This window comes from Streptomyces sp. NPDC048461, assembly GCF_055587105.1.
This window is the reverse complement of the sequence record NZ_JBVJGW010000020.1, coordinates 13880-34397: the sequence shown is the minus strand read 5'-3', so window position 1 is coordinate 34397 and position 20518 is coordinate 13880. Positions and strand designations below refer to the sequence as shown.

At 74.7% G+C, this 20518-nt stretch carries 16 protein-coding genes and 1 tRNA gene; 12 read left to right on the top strand and 5 right to left on the bottom strand.

Features of this window, described 5'->3' with window-relative positions; translation table 11 throughout:
• Positions 1 to 21: 21 nt before the first annotated feature.
• Positions 22 to 1470 (bottom strand): carotenoid oxygenase family protein, encoded by a 1449-nt coding sequence (locus ACZ6S8_RS28675; RefSeq protein WP_469460299.1) that lies wholly within the window; start codon positions 1468 to 1470, stop codon positions 22 to 24.
• Positions 1471 to 1678: 208 nt separating this feature from the next.
• Here ACZ6S8_RS28675 and ACZ6S8_RS28670 point away from each other — a divergent pair, with 208 nt between their 5' ends.
• From ACZ6S8_RS28670 to ACZ6S8_RS28650, 5 genes are all read left to right on the top strand, one after another.
• On the top strand, positions 1679 to 3163 hold the full coding sequence (locus tag ACZ6S8_RS28670; protein ID WP_469460298.1) for an aldehyde dehydrogenase family protein: 1485 nt from the start codon (positions 1679 to 1681) through the stop codon (positions 3161 to 3163).
• Between the two features lie 15 nt (positions 3164 to 3178).
• Positions 3179 to 4762, top strand: coding sequence for a GMC family oxidoreductase (locus ACZ6S8_RS28665; protein ID WP_469460297.1), 1584 nt, complete (start codon positions 3179 to 3181; stop codon positions 4760 to 4762).
• Positions 4763 to 4767: 5 nt separating this feature from the next.
• Positions 4768 to 5853: a quaternary amine ABC transporter ATP-binding protein gene (locus tag ACZ6S8_RS28660; RefSeq protein ID WP_469460296.1), complete on the top strand. Its 1086-nt coding sequence runs from the start codon at positions 4768 to 4770 to the stop codon at positions 5851 to 5853.
• A gap of 253 nt (positions 5854 to 6106) precedes the next feature.
• On the top strand, positions 6107 to 8029 hold the full coding sequence (locus ACZ6S8_RS28655; RefSeq protein ID WP_469460386.1) for an ABC transporter permease: 1923 nt from the start codon (positions 6107 to 6109) through the stop codon (positions 8027 to 8029).
• 103 nt (positions 8030 to 8132) lie between these two features.
• Complete coding sequence (locus tag ACZ6S8_RS28650; RefSeq protein WP_469460385.1) at positions 8133 to 9014, top strand: ABC transporter substrate-binding protein; 882 nt, start codon at positions 8133 to 8135, stop codon at positions 9012 to 9014.
• Between the two features lie 240 nt (positions 9015 to 9254).
• Here ACZ6S8_RS28650 and ACZ6S8_RS28645 read toward each other — a convergent pair whose 3' ends face one another.
• Positions 9255 to 10469 carry a S8 family peptidase gene (locus ACZ6S8_RS28645; protein ID WP_469460295.1) on the bottom strand — a complete coding sequence of 405 codons (1215 nt, stop codon included), beginning with the start codon at positions 10467 to 10469 and terminating at the stop codon, positions 9255 to 9257.
• A 311-nt stretch (positions 10470 to 10780) separates the two neighbouring features.
• Between ACZ6S8_RS28645 and ACZ6S8_RS28640 the strand changes: the two genes are divergently transcribed.
• The 5 genes from ACZ6S8_RS28640 (at position 10781) to ACZ6S8_RS28620 (ending at position 16060) form a co-directional block, all read left to right on the top strand.
• Positions 10781 to 13096, top strand: a complete 2316-nt coding sequence (locus ACZ6S8_RS28640) for an FUSC family protein (RefSeq protein ID WP_469460294.1) — start codon at positions 10781 to 10783, stop codon at positions 13094 to 13096.
• A 73-nt stretch (positions 13097 to 13169) separates the two neighbouring features.
• A complete protein-coding gene (locus ACZ6S8_RS28635; protein ID WP_469460293.1) occupies positions 13170 to 13694 on the top strand; it encodes a GNAT family N-acetyltransferase in 525 nt (174 codons plus the stop codon).
• 111 nt (positions 13695 to 13805) lie between these two features.
• A complete protein-coding gene (locus ACZ6S8_RS28630) occupies positions 13806 to 14231 on the top strand; it encodes a type III secretion system chaperone family protein (RefSeq protein ID WP_469460292.1) in 426 nt (141 codons plus the stop codon).
• Between the two features lie 174 nt (positions 14232 to 14405).
• Positions 14406 to 14618, top strand: a complete 213-nt coding sequence (locus tag ACZ6S8_RS28625; protein WP_469460291.1) for a DUF4287 domain-containing protein — start codon at positions 14406 to 14408, stop codon at positions 14616 to 14618.
• 203 nt (positions 14619 to 14821) lie between these two features.
• Positions 14822 to 16060 (top strand): Kelch repeat-containing protein, encoded by a 1239-nt coding sequence (locus ACZ6S8_RS28620; RefSeq protein ID WP_469460290.1) that lies wholly within the window; start codon positions 14822 to 14824, stop codon positions 16058 to 16060.
• Positions 16061 to 16148: 88 nt separating this feature from the next.
• Here ACZ6S8_RS28620 and ACZ6S8_RS28615 read toward each other — a convergent pair whose 3' ends face one another.
• On the bottom strand, positions 16149 to 16373 hold the full coding sequence (locus ACZ6S8_RS28615; protein WP_469460289.1) for a hypothetical protein: 225 nt from the start codon (positions 16371 to 16373) through the stop codon (positions 16149 to 16151).
• Between the two features lie 312 nt (positions 16374 to 16685).
• On the opposite strand from ACZ6S8_RS28615, the gene ACZ6S8_RS28610 reads away from it, so the two are divergent.
• Positions 16686 to 18023, top strand: a complete 1338-nt coding sequence (locus tag ACZ6S8_RS28610) for a hypothetical protein (RefSeq protein ID WP_469460288.1) — start codon at positions 16686 to 16688, stop codon at positions 18021 to 18023.
• A gap of 613 nt (positions 18024 to 18636) precedes the next feature.
• Here the strand turns inward: ACZ6S8_RS28610 and ACZ6S8_RS28605 are convergent.
• Positions 18637 to 18710: transfer RNA gene (locus tag ACZ6S8_RS28605), tRNA-Met, on the bottom strand.
• A gap of 135 nt (positions 18711 to 18845) precedes the next feature.
• Between ACZ6S8_RS28605 and ACZ6S8_RS28600 the strand changes: the two genes are divergently transcribed.
• Positions 18846 to 19832 (top strand): NAD-dependent epimerase/dehydratase family protein, encoded by a 987-nt coding sequence (locus ACZ6S8_RS28600; RefSeq protein ID WP_469460287.1) that lies wholly within the window; start codon positions 18846 to 18848, stop codon positions 19830 to 19832.
• A 45-nt stretch (positions 19833 to 19877) separates the two neighbouring features.
• Here ACZ6S8_RS28600 and ACZ6S8_RS28595 read toward each other — a convergent pair whose 3' ends face one another.
• Entirely contained in the window at positions 19878 to 20420 is a 543-nt protein-coding gene (locus tag ACZ6S8_RS28595) for a heme-binding beta-barrel domain-containing protein (RefSeq protein WP_469460384.1), read from the bottom strand.
• Positions 20421 to 20518 lie beyond the last annotated feature (98 nt).

Here is a 20518-nt window from a genome sequence, read left to right as displayed (position 1 = left end):
GGCCGATCGAGGGCCGGCTGGTCACTCCTCCGTCGGGAGCCAGGCGCCGTGCAGACCGAGCGGCACCCGTACCGGGATCCGCACCCGCGCCATCGGCCCCGACGCCGGGTCCTGCGCCGACAGGACGAGCAGCCAGCTGGTGGCCTCCGTACGGTCCGTGGCGAAGGTCAGCCAGTACCCCCGGCCCCCGTCCTCCGGGCCGCTGCCGGCGGCCGGTGCGAACACCGGCTCGCCCACCGAGAGGTTCCCGGCCCGCCACTCCTGGAACGCGCCGTCCCGGGAGCGGCCGTCGTACCAGCGGATGGCGTCGTACTCCGCGGCCGGCAGGTCGAGCGTGCCGGTCTCGGCCGCCACGGCCACCTGGCCGTGCCGGCGGCCGATGAGCCGGTCGTCCACCCGCGGGAACTCGACGGAGGCGTCGTCCAGCAGGGTCCGGCGCACGGTTCCCGCCGCCGGGTCGATGACGGCGCGGGCCAGGCCGCCCGGGTTCGGACCGCCGCCCGGGCCCAGGCTCAGGTGGTCCCACTGCACGTACTCCAGCACGACGCTGCCGTCGCCTCCGTCGCTGCCGTCCGAGGGGTCCGCGTCGTACGCGTTCACCGTGTGCCACAGCCAGAACGCCTCGTCGGCCGCCCACCGCACCGGCCCGCCGTCCCGCGGGATCAGCACCGTCCGCGTACCGCGCTCGGGCCGCCAGGAGATCAGGGAACCGCCCCGCATCGCCGCGGCGAGGTCGAAGAACGCCGGCGCCAGGACGAGCACCAGGAAACGGCCGGTCAGCGCCATGTCGTGGATCATCATCGGTTCGTCCACCCCGGCGACCGGGGTGGGACCGCGCCGGACCGTGCCGTCCGGGCCGAGGAGCGACCAGGTCAGGAACGGCTCCTCCAGCGCGTAACAGAAGACGGCCATCTCACCGGTGACCGGATCGATCTTCGGGTGGGCGGTGATCCCCGCGGGCAGCGCCCCGCCGAAGGTCTCCCTGCCCAGCGTCTCCAGCTCCGGGGACATCCCGAACGGGCACCCGGACTCCGCCAGGGCCAGCAGCCGCCCGCCGTGGCGGACCACATTGATGTCCGGCAGGTCCCGGAACGTGCCCGCGAGGTCCGGCCCCACCTCCGCCTCACCCGGTGTGATCATCGACTCCAGGCCACCCCACAGCGCCCGGCCCGCCGCCTCCTCGGCGAGGACCGCGGGCGTGCGCACGAACCGGTTGCGGTAGCGGGCCGAGCCCCCGGAGATCCACACGCCGTGCAGCATCCCGTCGCCGTCGATCGGGTACAGGTACGAGCCGATGGGGCTGAAGCGCGGATTGGGCCCGTTGCGCAGGTACAGCCCGTCCAGGTCGGCCGGCAGCTCACCGGTCACCCGGAGGTCCACCTCCTCCACCTCCTCGGTGACCGGGGCGTACCGCCCCGAGAGGTGGGCGACCCGGGTCGGGTCGAAGGTCCGCGCCGCGTGCGTGGTCATGGCTGCCTCCGGGTCGGCGCCGGCGGGAAGGGCACCCGTTCGAGCGCCACGTTCCAGTCAAACCCCGCCACCGGCCGGAGGCAACGCGGAGTGACTCCGGTCACTTCATGTGACCGATGGGACATGTCTTCGGGACAAGGGGGCAAACGAGTCAGGTGCAAGATCACCGCGGGTAGGCCGCGGTGCGGAACCGGAGGTACAGCGCGTCGTGTCGGAGCAGAAGACGATTCACATCGCCGGAAAGTGGCGTTCAGCGGTTTCAGGAGCGACGAGGGAAGTCCTCGACCCCGTCGACGCCACCGTGCTCGCCGTGGTCGCCGAGGGCGCCACCGCGGACACCGACGCGGCGGTCAGTGCCGCGCGCGCCGCCTTCGACGGCGGCGAATGGCCCGCCACCCCCGTCGCGGAGCGGGCCGAGCTGCTGCGCCGCACCGCGGACCTCCTCCAGCGCGACCGTGAGCGCATCGGGCTGCTGGAGAGCCGGGACGCTGGCAAGACCCTCGAAGAGGGCCGCGTCGACGTGGACTGCGTCAGCGCCGCCTTCCGCTACTTCGCCGACCTCGTCACCGGCGAGAGCGCCGGCCGCGTGGTCGACGCCGGCTCCCCGGACATCCACAGCGTCGTCGTACACGAGCCCGTCGGCGTGTGCGCCCTCATCACCCCGTGGAACTACCCGCTGCTCCAGGCCAGCTGGAAGATCGCCCCGGCCCTCGCCGCGGGAAACACCTTCGTGGTCAAGCCGAGCGAGATCACGCCGCTGACCACGGCCGCGCTCATCGACCTGCTCGTGGAGGCGGGCCTGCCCGCAGGCGTCGCGAACCTGGTCACCGGCCCCGGCGACCCGGTCGGCGCCCGCCTCGCCGCCCACCCCGACGTCGACCTCGTCTCCTTCACCGGCGGCCTCACCAGCGGTACGAAGGTGATGCGCGCCGCCGCCGACTCCGTGAAGAAGGTGGCCCTCGAACTCGGCGGGAAGAACCCCAACGTCGTCTTCGCCGACGCCTGCGCCACCGAGGAGGGCTTCGACACCGCCGTCGACCAGGCCCTGAACGCTGCGTTCATCCACAGCGGCCAGGTCTGCTCGGCCGGATCCCGGCTCATCGTCGAGGAGTCGGTGCGCGAGCGCTTCGTCGCCGAACTCGCCCGGCGCGCCGACCTCATCCGGCTCGGCCGCGGCACGGACCCGGGCGTCGAGTGCGGCCCGCTGGTCTCCGCCGGCCAGCTCGCGCGGACCGAGGAGTACGTGGCCTCCGCCCTCTCCGAGGGAGCCGTGCTGCGCGCGGGCGGCGAACGGCCCGAGGGCCCAGGCTACTTCTACCGGCCCACCGTCCTCGACGGCTGCCACCGCCTGATGCGCGTCGTACGGGAAGAGGTCTTCGGCCCGGTCCTGACCGTCGAGACCTTCCGCACCGAGGACGAGGCCGTCGCACTCGCCAACGACACCGAGTACGGGCTCGCCGGCGCCGTGTGGACCGCCGACCAGGGCCGGGCCCGCCGCGTGGCCGGCCGGCTGCGCCACGGCACCGTATGGATCAACGACTTCCACCCCTACCTGCCGCAGGCCGAGTGGGGCGGCTTCGGGAAGTCCGGAATCGGCCGCGAACTGGGCCCGGCGGGCCTGGCCGAGTACCGCGAGGCCAAGCACGTGTACCAGAACCTCGCTCCGCGCCCCGTGCGCTGGTTCGCCGGCTGAAGGGAGAGGACCCACATGACCACGAACACCCCCACCACCCCCACCCCCACGACCGCGGCGCACCGCGGCGGCGGGGCCGGGCAGGAGTACGACTACGTCGTCGTCGGCGGCGGAACCGCCGGCTCGGTGATCGCCTCCCGTCTCACGGAGGACCCGAACGTCACGGTCGCCGTCATCGAGGGCGGCCCCAGCGACGTCGACCGCCCCGACGTGCTGACGCTGCGCCGCTGGATGGGCCTGCTCGGCGGCGAGCTCGACTACGACTACCCCACCACCGAGCAGCCGCGCGGCAACTCCAACATCAGGCACAGCCGGGCCCGCGTGCTCGGCGGGTGCTCCTCGCACAACACCCTCATCGCGTTCAAGCCGCTGCCCTCCGACTGGGACGAGTGGTCCGAGGCGGGTGCCGAGGGATGGCACGCGGCCGCCATGGACCCCTACTTCGACCGGCTCCTGAACAACGTCGTTCCCGTCGGCGAGGCCGACCGCAACGCCATCGCCCGCGACTTCGTGGACGCGGCGCAGACGGCGCTCGGCGTACCGCTCGTCGAGGGCTTCAACCGCAAGCCCTTCCACGAGGGCGCCGGCTTCTTCGACCTCGCCTACCACCCCGAGACCAACAAGCGCTCCTCCGCGTCGGTGGCGTACCTCCACCCGGTGATGGACGCCCGGCCGAACCTGCGGCTGCTGCTGGAGACCTGGGCGTACCGCCTGGAGCTGGACGGAACCCGGGCGCGCGGCGTGCGCGTACGGTCCGCGGACGGTACGGAGTCGCTGATCAGCGCCCGCCGCGAGGTGCTGGTGTGCGCCGGCGCGGTCGACACCCCGCGCCTGCTGCTGCACTCCGGCATCGGACCGCGCGGAGCGCTGGAGGCCCTGGGCATCCCCGTCGTCCACGACCTGCCCGGAGTGGGGGAGAACCTCCTCGACCACCCCGAGTCGGTCATCGTCTGGGAGACCGACGGACCCATCCCGGAGAACTCGGCGATGGACAGCGACGCGGGACTGTTCGTCCGCCGCGACCCCGAATCGGCGGGCCCCGACCTGATGTTCCACTTCTACCAGATCCCCTTCACGGACAACCCGGAGCGACTGGGCTACGAACGCCCCGCGCACGGCGTCTCGTTGACCCCGAACATCCCCAAGCCCCGCAGCCGCGGCCGCCTCTACCTGACGAGCCCGGACCCCGAGGTCAAACCGGCCCTGGACTTCCGCTACTTCACGGACGAGGACGACTACGACGGCCGCACCCTGGTCGACGGCATCAAGCTGGCCCGGAAGATCGCCGCGGCCGAGCCCCTCGCGGGCTGGCTCAAGCGGGAGGTCTGCCCCGGACCGGAGATCACCAGCGACGAGGCCCTGAGCACGTACGCCCGCTCCGTCGCGCACACCGTCTACCACCCGGCCGGCACCTGCAAGATGGGCGCCGCCGACGACGACACCGCCGTCGTGGGACCCGACCTCAAGGTCCGCGGCCTCGACGGCATCCGGATCGCGGACGCGTCGGTCTTCCCGACGATGCCCGCGGTCAACCCGATGATCGGAGTTCTCATGGTCGGCGAAAAGGCCGCCGAGCTGCTGGGGGGCGAGACCCGGTGAACGCGATGACCCACGACCCGGCCGCGCCCGACGCCGCCGACACCCCCGTCTTCTCCGTGGGCGGACTCTGGAAGGTCTTCGGGCCCAAGTCCGCGGCCGCGAAGGTCCCCGGCTCGGAGCACGCCGGGCTGGCCCCCGCCGAACTCCGCGAGGCCACCGGCTGCACCGCGGCCGTCCGCGACGTCAGCTTCGACGTCCGCAAGGGCGAGGTCTTCGTCGTGATGGGCCTCTCCGGCTCCGGCAAGTCCACCCTGGTGCGCTGCCTGACCCGCCTGATCGAACCCACCGCCGGGACCCTCTCCATCGACGGCGAGGACGTCCTCGCCATGGACGCGGCCCGGCTCCGCGAGCTGCGCCGCCACCGTGCGGCCATGGTCTTCCAGCACTTCGGCCTGCTGCCCCACCGCACCGTCCTCGACAACGTCGCCTACGGCCTGGAGATCCAGGGCGTCGGCCGGGCCGAGCGCCGCGCCAAGGCCGCCGAGATGGTCGCCAAGGTCGGCCTCGACGGTCTGGAGGACCGCCGTCCCGGACAGCTCTCCGGCGGACAGCAGCAGCGCGTCGGACTCGCCCGCGCCCTCGCCGCGGACCCCGAAGTGCTGCTGTTCGACGAGCCGTTCAGCGCCCTGGACCCGCTCATCCGGCGGGAGATGCAGGACGAGGTCGCCCGGCTGCACCACGACGAGGGCCGCACCATGGTCTTCATCACCCACGACCTCGCCGAGGCGCTGCGCCTCGGCGACCGGATCGCGCTGATGCGCGACGGCCGCATCGTGCAGCTCGGCACCCCCGAGGAGATCGTGGGCTCGCCCGCCGACGACTACGTGCGGGAGTTCGTCCGCGACGTGCCGCGCGAGCAGGTCCTCACCGTACGCAGCGCCATGCGCCCCGCGGCGCCCGGCGAAGCCGACCAGGGCCCGGCGCTCGCCCCCGCGACGACCGTGGTCGAAGCCATCGAGGCGGTCGCCCGCAGCGGCGGTCCCGCCCGGGTCGTCGACCGCGGCCGGTGCCTCGGCGTCGTCGACGACGCCGCGCTGCTCGCGGTGGTGGCCGGACTCCCGGCCCCGGCCTCGCGGGAGGTGGCCGCGTGATACGCCGACCCCCCTGCGCGTCCCCCGTCCCCGGCACGGGCCGGTGGTGCGCGTGACCGCCGCCACCCCCTCCGTGCGCGATCCCCGCGACCCGCGCGACGCCGGCCGGCCCGAGGCTCCCGGCAGCGAAGACAGCCAGGCCACCGCCCCCCGCCGCGACACCCACGGGACCCGCGGAGCCAAGGCCGACGGCGACGGGCAGGCCCGCCGCCACACCGCCACCGGCCGCCCTCCGGCCGCCCGCCCCACCGCCCTGTTCAGCCACCGCGCCGCCCGCAAGCTCCTGCCGCTCGCCGTCGCCGCGGCGCTGCTGGTCCCGCTCGCCCTCGCCTTCCCCGGCGCCGGCAGCTGGCCCGCCCAGCTCGCCGTCGACCTGTCCGGCCCGCTCGGCCGCGCGGGCGACTGGATCATCGACCACCGGGACAGCCACCCGCTGTTCCTGTACTTCTTCGGTCACGTCAGCAACGCCGTCGTGATCTGCGTCCGAGCCGTCTACACGGTGCTGCTCGCCGCCGGCTGGCTCGGCGTCACCGCCTTCGCCGGCCTGGTCGCCTGGCGCCTCGCGGGCATCCGGCTCGCCCTGACCTGCGTCGCCGCGTTCGCCGCCTGCGGACTGCTCGGCATGTGGGTGCCGACCATGCAGACCCTCGCCCTGATGGCCGTCGCCGTCACCGCGGCCGTCGCCGTCGGCGCCCTGCTCGGCCTCGCCGCCGGACTGTCACCGCGCACGGACCGCGCCCTGCGCCCCGTGCTCGACACCATGCAGGTCCTGCCCGCCTTCGCCTACCTGCTCCCGATGGTGCTGGTCTTCGGCATCGGCGTCCCCGCCGCCGTCCTCGCCACCGTCGTCTACGCGGCTCCGCCCATGGCCCGGCTCACCGCGCTCGGCCTGCGCGACGCCGACGCGGGCGTCCTGGAGGCCTCCGCCTCGCTCGGCGCGACCGGACGCCAGCGGCTGTTCAGCGCGCGGCTCCCGCTCGCCCGGCGACAGCTCCTGCTCGGCGTCAACCAGGCGATCATGACGGGCCTGTCCATGGCCGTCATCGCCTCCGTGATCGGCGCCGGCGGCCTCGGCGACCGCGTGTACCAGGCCCTCGCCTCCGTGGACGTGGGCGCGGCCCTCGCCGCCGGCATCCCGATCGTGCTGCTGGCCGTCGTCCTCGACCGCACCGCCGACGCCGCCGGCAACCGGCTCGGCGCCACCCCCGACGCCGCCCGCGAGAAGCACCTGCTGCGCCGCGTGTTCGGCGGCTGGTACGGACGCCTGCTGACCGTGCTCGCGGCCGTCGCCGCCTCCGTCGCGGGCCGCATCGCGGACACCACCCTGTGGCCCGAGTCGTGGACCGTCCCCATCGCCGAGCCCGTCAACCGGGCCGTCGCCTGGATGACCGCGCACCTGTACTCGGGCGTGCCCGTCGTCGGCGGCACCGCCGACTGGTCGGCCCGCTTCACCGGCTGGGTCCTGGACCCGCTGCGCACCGGGCTCCAGGCCGCCCCCTGGTGGACCCTGCTGCTCCTCGCCGGAGCCGTCGCCCTCCTCGTGGGCACCTGGCGGACCGCGCTCACCGCGGTCCTCGCCCTCGCGGCCATCGGCGTGCTCGGCGTCTGGGAGCCCTCCCTCGACACCCTCTCGCAGGTCCTGGCCGCCGTCGCCGTGACCCTGGTCCTCGGCTTCGCCATCGCCGTCGGCGCCGCCCGCAGCGCCCGCGCCCAGCGGCTGCTGCGCCCGGTGCTCGACGTCTGCCAGACCATGCCGCAGTTCGTCTACCTCATTCCCGTGGTCGCCCTGTTCGGCGTCGGCCGCGCCCCGGCCGCGGCCGCGGCCATCGTCTACGCGCTGCCCGCGGTCGTCCGCATCACCACGCAGGGCCTCTCCGAGGTGAACCCGGCCGCCATGGAAGCGGCCCGCTCCCTCGGCGCGACCCGCTCGCAGCAGCTGTGGCAGGTCCAACTGCCGCTGGCCCGGCCGGCGCTGCTCCTCGCCGTCAACCAGGCCGTGGTCCTGGTCCTCGCCGTCGTCATCATCGGCGGCCTGGTCGGCGGTGGCGCGCTCGGCTACGACGTCGTCCTCGGCCTCGCCCAGGGCGACCTGGCCACCGGCCTGGTGGCCGGCGCCGCGATCGTCTGCCTCGGCCTGCTGCTCGACCGCGTCACCCAGCCCGCGAAGGAGGCCTGACATGCCCGCCCGATCCCCGCGCACCACCCGGCGCCGCCGTCTCGCCGCCGTACTCGCCGCCACGACCGGCCTCGCCGTCCTCAGCGGCTGCGGCGCCGCCGACATGACCCGCCAGTCCTCCCCGTACGCCGCCGCCCAGGGCGCCAAGACCGTCACGCTCTCCGTGCAGTCCTGGGTCGGCGCCCAGGCGAACACCGCCGTCGCCTCCTACCTGCTCGAACACGAGCTGGGGTACCGCGTCGACACCGTCCAGGTGGACGAGGTGCCCGCGTGGGACGCCCTCAGCCAGGGGCGCGTCGACGCGATCCTGGAGGACTGGGGCCACCCCGAGCAGGAGGACCGGTACGTCAAGGGGAAGAAGACCATCACCCCCGGCGGGGACCTCGGCGTGACCGGCCACATCGGCTGGTTCGTGCCGACGTACTTCGCCGAGGAGCACCCCGACGTCACCGACTGGAAGAACCTCGACAAGTACGCCGACCAGCTGCGCACGCCCGAGAGCCGCGGCAAGGGCCAGCTGATGGACGGCTCCCCGTCGTACGTCACGAACGACAAGGCCCTGGTGAAGAACCTCGACCTGGACTACGAGGTCGTCTTCGCCGGTTCCGAGGCCGCGCAGATCACCCAGATCAAGCAGTTCGCCAAGGAGCGCAAGCCGTTCCTGACCTACTGGTACACCCCGCAGTGGCTGTTCGAGCGGGTCCCGATGACCGAGGTGAAGCTGCCCGAGTACAAGGAGGGCTGTGACGCCGACCCGGAGAAGGTCGCCTGCGCCTACCCCCACACCCCGCTCCAGAAGTACCTGAACACGCGCTTCTCGGAGTCGGGCGGCAAGGCCGCCGCGTTCCTGAAGAAGTTCCACTGGGGCGTGGAGGAGCAGAACGAGGTGTCCCTCATGATCGCCGAGGAGAAGCTGCCGCCGGAGCAGGCGGCGAAGAAGTGGGTGGAGAACAACCGCGAGGTCTGGGAGCCGTGGGTCCGCTGATCCCGCCCCCTCCGGCGTGATCCGCCGCCCCGCCCCTGCCGGGCACGGGGGGGGGGGGGCGCCGCCCCCCCGGGGGGGGGGGGGGGGGGGCGGGGGGGGGGGGGGGGGGGGGGGGGGGGGGGGGGGGGCGGGTCCCCCCCCCCCCCGGCGGGGCCCCCCCCCCCCCCCGGCCCGGGGGGGCCCCCCCCCCCCCCCCGCCGGGGGGGGGGGGGGCGCCCCCCCCCCCCGTGGGGGGAGGGGTTACTCCGCGGAGACCTTGAGCAGCTTGTTGGGGGTGCCGCTGCTCGGGTTGGTGATCTTCCCGGCGGTCGCGCCGGAGGTCAGGGCCGCGGCGACCTCGGCCGGCGACGCGCCCTTGTGCCCGGCCAGGTAGACGGCCGCCGCACCGACGACGTGCGGTGTCGCCATCGAGGTACCGGAGATGGTCTTGGTACCGGTGTCGCTGTCGTTCCAGGCCGAGGTGATGTCCGAGCCCGGGGCGTACAGGTCGACGATCGAGCCGAAGTTGGAGAACGAGGACTGCGAGTCGTCAGCCGCGCTCGACGCCACCGTCACCGCTTCCGGAACCCGCGAGGGGGACCCCTGGCCGGCGTCGGAGGACTCGTTGCCCGCCGCGACGCCGAAGGTGACACCGGCGGCTATCGCCCGGCGCACCGCCTCGTCGAGCGCCTCGTCGGCGCCGCCGCCGAGGCTCATGTTGGCCACCGAGGGACCGCTGTGGTGCTGCGTGACCCAGTCGATGCCGGCCACGACCTGCTCGGTGCTGCCCGACCCGTTGTCGTCCAGGACCCGGACGGCGACGATCTTGGCCTTCTTGGCGACGCCGTGGGACGTGCCCGCGATGGTTCCGGCGACGTGCGTGCCGTGACCGTTGCCGTCGTCGGCGATCTCGTCGTTGTCGATGGCGTCGAAGCCGTGCTCGGCCCGTCCGCCGAAGTCCTTGTGACTGATCCGCACGCCGGTGTCGATGACGTACGCGGTCACGCCCTCACCGCCCGCGTCGGGGTAGGTGTACTTCTTGTCCGCTGCCGGCTCCTCCTGGTCGATGCGGTCCAGGCCCCACGACGGAGGGTTCTCCTGCGTGGCGTTGATGGTGAACTTCTTGTTCTGGACGACCTTGTCGACGGTCGGGTCGGCGGCCAGACGCTTGGCGTCCGTCTCCGAAAGCCCGGACGCGGAGAAGCCGTTGATGGCAGATGCGTATTCGCGCTGCACCTCGCCACCGTACTTCTTGGCAAGTGCCTTCTTGTCGGCGGACTTGTCGAGGATGACGATGTAACTGCCGCTCAGAGCACCGGGGGCGCTCAGTCCGTAGACCGTTCCCTCGGCCGGTGTCGCAGCCCCGGCCAGGGGGGAAAGCAGCAAGGTCACGCCGGCTGCCGTCGCAGCTCCCGTGACGACTGCAAGGACCCGGACTCCGCGGGAACGGGTGCGTGCGTGCTTGTGAGTTGACATGTAGAGGGTTCTCCTCGTGTTTGACGTGTGGGGCGTCAAGCGTTGTCGCGCAAACCCTCCGGAGCCGCAAGATCTCCGGGAGTTGATCGAAACCATGGTCGATTCGCGGAGGTGATTCAAGGTCACTTCGGCCCTGGGGGATATTCAACAAGGTTTCTTAAAGGGAACTCCTCGTCCGCTCCTCGGAACGGTCACACTCTTCGAACCTTCTGCACGGGATGGACACTTCTCGTGTGCGTTCGCGAATGCCCGTCCCCGCCCGTCGTGGGATCCTGGAAGCCGGGGACCGCGAGCGGGGAGGCGGAGCCGGCATGGGCGCGAACACGGATACGGGCACCGACACGGTGAACGGCGGCGGCGAGGACGCGGGAGCCCGCGGGCACCCCTCGGCGACCGCCCGGGCCCTGGCGCAGGTGCGCGCGGGGACCGGCCCGACAGCGGCCACGGCCCGCCGGGCCGTCCGGGTCACCCTCGCCGCCTGCGTCGGCTTCTACGTCTTCCTCTACGCGCTGGACCGCCCCGTCGCCGCCACGTACGCCCTGTTCGCCGCCGTCTCGCTCGCCGCCCTCTCCCGGATCCCCGGCACCGGCCGTCAGCGGGCCGCCCAGCTCGTCCGGGTCCTGCCCGTGGCCTGCGTCCTGGTGACCGTGGGCACCTTCCTCGCCGTGCGCACCTGGACCGCCGTGGCCGGCATGCTGGTCATCGGCTTCTGCCTGGCCTTCGCCTCGGCCGGCGGCCCGCGCCCCGCTGGTACGGCCCCGGGACTCCAGCTCCTCTACATCCTTCCGTGCTTCCCCCCGTACGTACCGGGCGACCTCGGCGAACGGCTGGCGGGCACCGTCACGGGCATCGTGCTGCTGATCCTGGCGGAGACGTGCGTCCTGCCCGACCCGCGCGTCCCGTCCTACCGGGACCGGGCCGCCGACGCTGCCACGACCGCCGCCCGGTGCGCCGCCGCGCTGCGCGAGCCGCCGTACGCCCTGCCCGCGGTGCTCGCCGAGCGGGCGAGGGTCGTCGGCGAGGCGCTGCGGCCGTCCCAGGTCCCGGAGGCGGAGCGCCCGGCCGGTCCAGGGGTGCGCGAGCGGGCGCTGGCGCACACCGGCCTGGTCGCGCGAACCCTGCTGGTCCGCCTCCGGGCCCTGCCCGGCCCGCTCGCCGGCACCCGCCCCGACGCCTCGGGCCTGGCCGTCATCCGCTCGGTGGAACGCGCGGCCCGGGCGTCCGCCGCACTGCTGACGGACGGCCGCCCCGCGGCGGACGCCGGGCGGGCGGAGAGGGGCCTGCTGCACGACCGGACAGAGTCCGCGCGGCTCCTGCCGCCCGCTCCGGCCGACCGCCGCCGCCAGGCCGCCCTGCTGGAGGTGGCGGACGCGGCGCTGGTGCTCGGCACCGCCGCCGACATCGCCGTCCGGGGGCGAAGCGCCCTCCCCGACGCCGATCCCGGCCGGTACTGGTACGCCCGGCCGAGCACGCTCCGGCTGTGGTGGATCCGGCTGTCCGGCCACGCGGGACCGCGGTCCGTCCACTTCCAGAACGCCGTGCGGATCAGCCTGGCGCTCGCGGCCGCCCGCACGGTGGCCGGGCTCGACTCGCTGCCGCACGGCTTCTGGGCGATGCTCGCCGTCCTCAGCCTGACCCGGACCACCGCCGTCCAGACCCGCACCACCGTGCGCGCCGCCCTGATCGGGACCTGCCTGGGCGCCCTCGCCGCCGGCACGGTCCTCACCCTGGCCGGCGAGACGAGCCTGCCGTACGCGATCGCGCTGCCTCCCCTGATGCTCGTCGCCTTCTTCGTCGGCCCGGTGCGCGGCGTCGGATGGGCGCAAGGGCTCTTCACCCTGGTCGTGGCGGTGGCGTTCGCGCAGCTGGCCCCCACCACGTGGCAGCTGGCCGAGTACCGCTTCCTGGACGTGCTCGTCGGCAGCGTCATCGGCCTCGCCTGCGGACTGCTCGCCTGGCCGCGGGGCGCCCACGACGAGGTGGGCCGGGCCGTGGCCCGGCTGCTGCGGGCCGCCGCCGCCGAGGTCACGACCACCACGCGCGCCGTCACCCCGGCCGGCGGGCGCCCCGCGGACGGCGTGGCGGATCCGTACGCCGACAGTCCGTTCGGCGGCGACGACCCCGACGTCGAGCACGCGCTGGTGCTCGCCGAGTCGGCCTACGCCCAGTACCAGGGTGAGGCGCAGCGCCATGCCGGGCCGACCCCGGACTGGCAGAGCGCGCTGATGGCCGGGCACCACGTGCTCTGGGGCGGCCGGCGGGTGCTGGCGGCGGCGGAGGAGGGCTCGCCGCCCGACCCGCGGGCCGACGCCAGGGTGCGGGCGTACGGCGCCTGGGTGGCGGAGGGCTTCGGTCTCGCCGCGGCCCGGTTCGACGCACCGAAGGGCGGACGGCCCCGCACGGCCCCGGAGTCCGCCGCGCGCGCGGGAGCGCGGACGGGTTCGGGCGGGCCGCAGCCGTCGGACGCCACGCTCGACGCGCCCCCGCTGTTCTTCACGGCGGTGGCGTGGCTCGACTCGCTCACCGCGGACCTGGCCCGGATGGCGGCGGCCCACGCGATCGAGGCCCCGCTCCCCGGACGCGGCCGGCCACCACCCCCGAACGGCCCGGCCGGAACCCCCGCCTGACGGCCGTCGCCGCCGGGGCGCCCGGAGCCGACCGGGGCAGTGGGATCGGATGATCGGCTGTTATCGTCCGGAGATGCCCGAGCTGATCACACCGAACCCCCGCCTGCACGCTTCCTGGCTCACCGCGCGCGAGGAGTGGGGGGACGACGCCCACATGGACGGAGCCGGCCTCGGCTCCGACGACGACGTCGACAGCCCCGAGGGCTTCTCCGTCTGGGTGGAGCGGCTGCGCTCGTACGGGGACCGGACGCGCCCGGTCGAGCAGGGGCGGGTCCACGCCACCTACTGGTGGATCGCCGAGGGCGACACCTACCTCGGCGCCATCGACCTGCGGCACTACCTGAACGGGATCCTGCTCGACGCGGGCGGTCACATCGGCTACAGCATCCGGCCCTCGGCGCGCCGGCGCGGGCTGGCGACCTGGGCCCTGGCCCAAGTCCTGTACGAGGCGCGGCTGCTCGGCATGGACCGCGTCCTGCTGACCTGCGACCCGGGCAACAGGGCGTCGATGCGGACGATCGAGTCCAACGGCGGCGTCCTGGAGGACGTGCGGGAGACCCTGATCGGTCCCAAGCGCCGGTACTGGATCGACCTCTAGGTGATCGGCCGTCCCCGTGACAGCAACCCTCCCGGCCTGATGGGATGACCGGTGGGGGCCCGGGCGGAGCCCCCGCCGACCGTCCCGGCCCGCCGACTGGAGGAACCGCGCATGCCCCAGGACCTGACCGCACGGGTGAAAGAACTGCTGGACGGCATGGGCCTCCAGGGGGCCGGGGCCCAACTGGACGCGGGCCGCGCCGTCACTCTCTCCGTCGGGGCGGGCAACCTCGTCACGATCATGAGGATGGACGACACGCTGGTGCTCGGCGCGGCCCTCGCCGAACACGACGAGCCGACGCTGCTGCGGGCGGCTCCGGAGCTGCTGGACGTCGTCGCGAACGCCACCCCGCCCCCGGCCTTCGCCGCCGGCTCCCTCGTCCTGGAGACGGCGGGGCGGCCCTTCCGCCTCGGCGGCCACCTGGACCCGGAGACCGTCGGCTCCCCGCAGGACGTGGCCGAGGCCCTCGGGTTCCTCATCAACCTGCTGGACTACGTGAACACCGCGACCGCCCGGAGCGCCGGCCAGAGCCCGTGACCGCCGCCGGATCCCGGCGGGACCCGGGGCCCCGCCACCGGAAGCGCCCGCCGCGGGACGTTGTCGCGAAAGTGCCGCCGGACCGATGATTTCGTGCGCCCGAGGGCGTCTACAGGGATGACGGGTTCTTCGCAGCGTGCGGAGGCGACCCGACGAGCAGACGGGACACACGACATGAGCGAGCCGGTGAAGGGCCCTGCCAGCTACTTCCCCTCCATCGAGAAGAAGTACGGACGCCCGATCGCGGAGTGGCAGGAACTCATCCGCTCCTCGCCGCTGACCAGGCACATGGAGATCGTCTCCTGGCTGAAGACCGAGCACGGGCTCGGCCACGGCCACGCCAACGCCCTCGTCGCGCACACCCTCGCGGAGGACAGCGGCAGGTGACCGGCCGCACCGCCCGGACGGTGGAGCGGGGGACCGGGGCGGGCCGGTCCCGGGGCGACTCCACAGGCGGGTGGCGCGCCGGGCGGGCGGTGGCGGAGGGTGACGGGGCAGGGCTGTTCGGCCGCCCAGCCGCCACCCTCCGCGAGCGGAATGTGCTGGTCTGTATCTGCACATTCCGGACAGTGGTCTGAAAGAGAGTCAACATGAGGCGCACGGACCGCCCCACCCCCGCCGACCCGCCCCCCGCACGCTCCCGCAGCCCCCGGGGCTGGCGGCGGCTCGCCGTCCTCGCCCTGGCGCCCCTCATGGCGCTGACGGCCGGTACCGCCACCGCGCAGGGCGTGTGGATCACGGTTCCGTCGATGCCGGCGGCGCGGTCCGCGCTCGGCGGCGCCACCGCGAACTGCCCGGAGGGCCTCCAGGGCAAGTGCGTGTACGCGGTACCCGGCACCGGAACCCCGGCGGACCTGGCGGCCTACAGCCCGGCCGTCAACACCTGGGCCACGCTGCCCGCGGTGAAGACCCCCCGGACCAACCCCGCCGTGACCACGGCCCCGTGCCCGCCCGGACACCGGGGCGAGTGCGTGTACGCCGTCGGTGGCGCCACCGGCGGGGTCACGGTCAGCGCCGTGGTCGAGGCGTACAGCGTCGAGACCAACGCCTGGATCAGCCTGCCCTCCATGACGACCGCCCGCACCGGCGCGGCGGCCGCCACCGCACCCTGCACCGAGGGCACCGGCCTGCGCGGCACGTGCGTGTACGTCTTCGGCGGCGCGAACCCGCCCGGCGCCGAGCTGGCCACGGTGGAGGCGTACAGCCCGGCCACCGGCGTGTGGTCCACCGTGACCCCGCTCCAGACCGCCCGGTTCGGCCACGCGGGCGCCGCGGCACCCTGCGCGCCGGGCCTCGGCCTGAAGGGCACCTGCCTCTACGCCGTCGGCGGCGGTGACGGAGTGGCGGCCCTGAGCTCGGTCGAGGTGTACAGCCCCGTGCTCAACGCGTGGGTCTTCGCCCCGGCCCTGCCGACCGCCCGCCTCCAGGCCTCCGCGGCGGCGGCCCCCTGCCCCGACGGCATGACCAACGGCTGTGTGTACGTCGCCGGCGGCAGCACCACCACCGGGACCGTACTCGGGACGCTGGAGGCGTACAGCCCCGTCTCCAACGCCTGGGTGACCCTGCCGTCGATGCCGACGGCGCGCCAGCTGGCCGGCAGCGCGGCCGCCCCGTGCACCAAGGACCCGAAGAGCAACTGCGTGTACGTCTTCGGCGGCACGGACACGACGGGCACCGCCACGGCCGTGACCGAGGCGTTCGCCATCGAGCCGGCGAAGCCCCAGCCGAAGCCGCAGCCGAAGCCCCCGGCGAAGCCCAAGGAGCCGACGAAGACCCAGCCGCCGCTGACCGACGGCGCGGCTCCGGTCGAACCCGACCTGCTGCCCTGACCGTTCCGGGCGCCCCGCAGCCCTCCCGGGCCGCGGGGCGCCCGTGCGTCCGCCGACCGGACGCGCACGGGTACGACGACGGGAACGGTCAGGGGCCGAGCAGGTCGGCCACCGCCCGCGTCCAGCGTTCCCCCGGGTGGGAACTCGCAGAGGGGTACGGCTGCGGGTGCGGTTGCCCGGAGAGCGCCCCGTCGAGGCGGCCGACGGGCTCGGGGCCGTCGGGACCCTGGGAACGGAAGCCGAGGGCGGCCGCCGCCAGGGCGAGCGCGGACACGGCGAGCAGTGCTGTCTTGTGGCGCACGGGCACGGTCATCCCCACAGGGTCCGGTGGTCCTTCATGTCCCGCACGTCCCGGGCCGTCCGTCCGCCCCCGCGCGGCTCTTCCACGGGGCGACGACGACAGGGCCGGTCGAGCGGTCCTCAGAGGAAAACGGTAGGCCATCAGGGCCCCGGGACAATCGTTTCCGCAGCTCGGCGGCGCAATCCGGGGGAGGGACGGCCGCGCGGAGTCCGGCCGCTCCGGAGCGCGCCGGACCGGACGACCGCGGCCGGCCGGCCCGCCGCGGCGGAACTCCCGGGTCCACCACGGCAGTCGGCGGGCGCGCGGAGTGGGTACGGTCTGCTCATGCACAACAGAGGTCCGGAGCAGCACCAGCGGGGGCACGTACTCCTGATAGCGGGGGACGCCGCCGTCCGCCGCCGCACCGTGCAGGTCGCGCCGAGCGCGAACCTGGCCGCGCTCGGAGTGGTACCCGCGTCGATGCTGCTCGACAGCGACATTCCCAGCGACTCCACGTACCTCGACGGCGCGCGGGACCCCAACACCGTACTGATGCGCCTGCGTACGGCGGCGGCCACGCCCGGCCCCCTGCTCGTGTACCTGTCCGGGCGCCTCACGGTGGACCGCCGGGGAAACCGCCTGCACCTCGCCCTCGCGGGAACCACGGCCGGCACCGTCCGCTACACGGGGCTGCCCTGGGAGTGGCTCGGGCTGGAACTGCGCGGCCGCCCGCCCGGGTTGACCACCGTGCTGCTCGACCTCGCGGCGGACAAGGCCGCGTGGCCGCTGCTGCGGGAGTACGGCAGCCTTCCCGCGTCCCCGTCCGCCGAGGTGTACGGGGTGGTCTCGCCGCCGGGGTTCACCGGCGGCGGCAACACCGTGAGCAGCTACACCCGGCACTGGATCGAGCAGCTGCGGCGCAGCACCCGGCGCCCGGCGAACCTGCAACTGCACGCGCTCACCGTGGGATCCGCGGCCCTGCCGCCCGGCGCGCTCGTCCTGCCCACCGCCAGGGAACTCGCCGCCGCGGCCGCTCCCGCGCCGGGCGCGGCGCCCGCTCCCGTACGCGACGCCTCCCGGCCGCCCGCGGACCTGGGGCCCGGCTTGCAGGGGGCGCCGGAGTCCGCCGCGCCGCCCGGCGGCGCCGAGGACGACCTCAGCACGCGGACGCTGCCGGTCCGGCGGCAGACGCCGGCCGGTGAACCCGGCCCGGTCCCCGCCGTACCGGCCCGGGCGCCGGGCTCCGCCCCCGGGCGGGACCCGAGGCCCCACATCCACTCGCTGGCCACCGCCGGCCGGCACCTGGAGGCGGCGACGCTCGCGCAGGCCTGGGAGCAGTACGTCCTGCAGACCTTCGGGTACGCCTCGCAGGAGGCGACGGAGTGGGAGGAGATCCGGGCCGACCTCGCCCGGATGGCGGGCAACTTCCGCCTCGCGACGCAGTTGTGGACCAGCGCCGGCCGCGCCCGGCTGGCCCGCCAGGACGCGGACGCCCCCGAGGTCAAGGCCGCAGCGGCGGGAGCCCTCTACTGCTGGACCCAGCTCAAGGACCCGGCCGCGGCCCTGGACGCCGGCACCGAGCTGATCCTCCTGCTCGACCGGCTGCCCTCCCTTGACCCCCGGCACCTGAGCCTGGCCCGGCAGCGACTGGAATTCCTGCACCACGCACCGAGCCGGCGCTGACCCGCCGGCCGAGGGGCCGGGACCCGGCGGGTCCCGGCCCCTCGCCCCCCGTCTAGGTCAGCCCGTTCAGCAGCGGCGGTGCCAGGTGACAGCGGATCAGGGTCCGCCGTCGAGCCGGCGGCCGCGGTGCGCGGGCGGGGTGGCGGCGGTGCCGTGGCTCACGCGGCTTCCAGTACAGAAGGAGAACCGCCGCGAGCATCGGCGCGCAGGTCAGCAGGGTGAACGTCATGACGCCGCCGCCGGCTTCGACGGCGCCCGGCCGATCCGGGAACGGGTGGCCCCAGAACGGCGGGTGGTGGTGCGGGCGATCACGGCACGGGCGACTATGCCGCTGGGCGCGGTCGCCGCGCCCGGTTCCCGTGGCGTGGGGCGGGCCGGTGTCGAGGGCGCTCCGGACAGTATCGGGGTGGTGCTTGAGGTGGTCACATCCGGCCCAACGGCTCCCGGTGGGGGTCAGGCAACGCCCGGATCCGCCCTTTCACCCCATCTGGCCAGCCCCGATGGCCGCGAGGGGGCCGACCGGGGGAAGAACGTCCACTCGGACGGGGCCCGCACGGCCCGGCCCGGGAAACAGGTGTGGCCCGAGTCCGAGGACCCGGGCCACACCGTGCAGTAGCGGGGACAGGATTTGAACCTGCGACCTCTGGGTTATGAGCCCAGCGAGCTACCGAGCTGCTCCACCCCGCGTCGGTAGACCTCAGCCTACGCCACGCGGCGCGGGCCGCCGACCACCGCCGTCGCGCCCCCGCCTGCGCCCACGGCGGACTCCGCCCACGGTGAACTCCGTGGCCACGGGGCCACCGGCGGTGTTTCAGTACCGGGATGGAGATCCTCGTACTGGGTGGCACGGCATGGGTGGGTCGCGAGCTGGCGCGGCAGGCGGTCGGGCGCGGGCACCGGGTGACCTGCCTCGCCCGGGGGGAGAGCGGGGGAGCGGCGGAGGGCGCGGTGCTGGTCGCGGCCGACCGGCGCGACCCCGCCGCGTACGATCCGCTGCTCGACCGGGACTGGGACGCGGTCCTGGAGGTGTCGTGGCAGCCCGGGTTCGTGCGTGGGGCGCTCGCCGCGCTGGCCGGCCGGGCGAAGCACTGGACGTACGTCTCCTCGGTCAGCGCCTACGCCTCGCACGCCGTGCCGGGCGCCGACGAGTCCGCGGCGCTGCTGCCCCCGACCGACGGCGGAGAGGCCGACCGCGCGGTGTACGGCGAGGCCAAGTCCGCCTGCGAGCAGGCGTCCGCGGGGGCCGTCGGCGACCGGCTCGTCATCGCGCGGGCCGGCCTCATCGGCGGCCCCGGCGACCACAGCGACAGGTCCGGCTACTGGGTGGCGCGCGCCGCCCGCGAGCCCCGCGGCCGGATGCTGGTTCCGGACTCGCCGGCCGCGCCGACCCAGGTGGTCGACGTACGGGACCTCGCGGCCTGGCTGCTCGACGCGGCGGAGGCGGGGACCACCGGGACGTACGACGCGGTGGGGCCGGTGGTGCCGCTGGGGGAGTGGATCGAGCTCTCCCGCTCCATCGGCGGACACACGGGCCCGGTCGCCGCCGCCGCGCCGCAGTGGCTCCTCGCGCACGGCGTGGCCGGGTTCATGGGCCCCGAGTCGATGCCGATGTGGCTGGACGAACCGGGCTGGGAAGGCTGGTCGGCACGCACCGGCGCTGCCGCCCGGGCGGCCGGCCTGCGCCACCGCCCCCGCGCCGAGCTGCTGGCCGACACGCTGCGCTGGGAACGCGAGCAGGGCCTGGACCGTTCCCGGCGCGCGGGCCTCAGCCCGGGCCGCGAGCGCGAGCTGCTCGATGCCCTCGGCTGAGGCCCGCTGACCGGGTGGCCCGGGCGGGGCCGAGGTCCGCGGACCTCAGGACGCGCGCTTGCGCAGGTGCGTCGTGAGGTGGTGCGTCAGGGGCTCTCCCACTGCCGCCATGTCGTGGACCACCGTGAGCTCTCCGCCGTCGAGCGCGTAGCAGCGCCGGGTCCCGGTGACCTCCTTGGCGAGCGGGGTCAGCCCCACGGTTCCGGTCTCGATCTCGAACACGGTGCCGGACGCCCGGCCGGTGTAGGTCTCCACGATGCCCGTCGCGTGGGCCAGTACGACTTCGAGGGCCGCGTCGGGGGTCACCCGCCACCACCCGCTCTCGCGCCCTGCGGGGCGGACCGGGTCCCCGGCCGCGTCGACGAGCCAGGCGCGGGCCTCGTAGCGGAGGAAGGGGCGGCCGTCGTGGCTGAAGGCGATCTCCTGCTCGTACCGGAAGTCCTGCGGAAGGGTGGGGTACTGGCCCCGCCCGCGGCCGTGCCACCGCCCCAGGAGCGGCAGGACCGGCCCCAGCAGCGGATGCGGCTCGGGGCCCTCGCCGAGGACGTGGCTGTCAGGATAGGGATTCTCCCGCACCGGTTCGAACATGTTCACCCTGCTGTCTGTGGGAAGTCGCCGTGCCGCGCCGTGATCAAGTATGACCCGGGGGGAAGGCCCCGCCGCCCGTTCCTCGCCCGCGTCCGCGA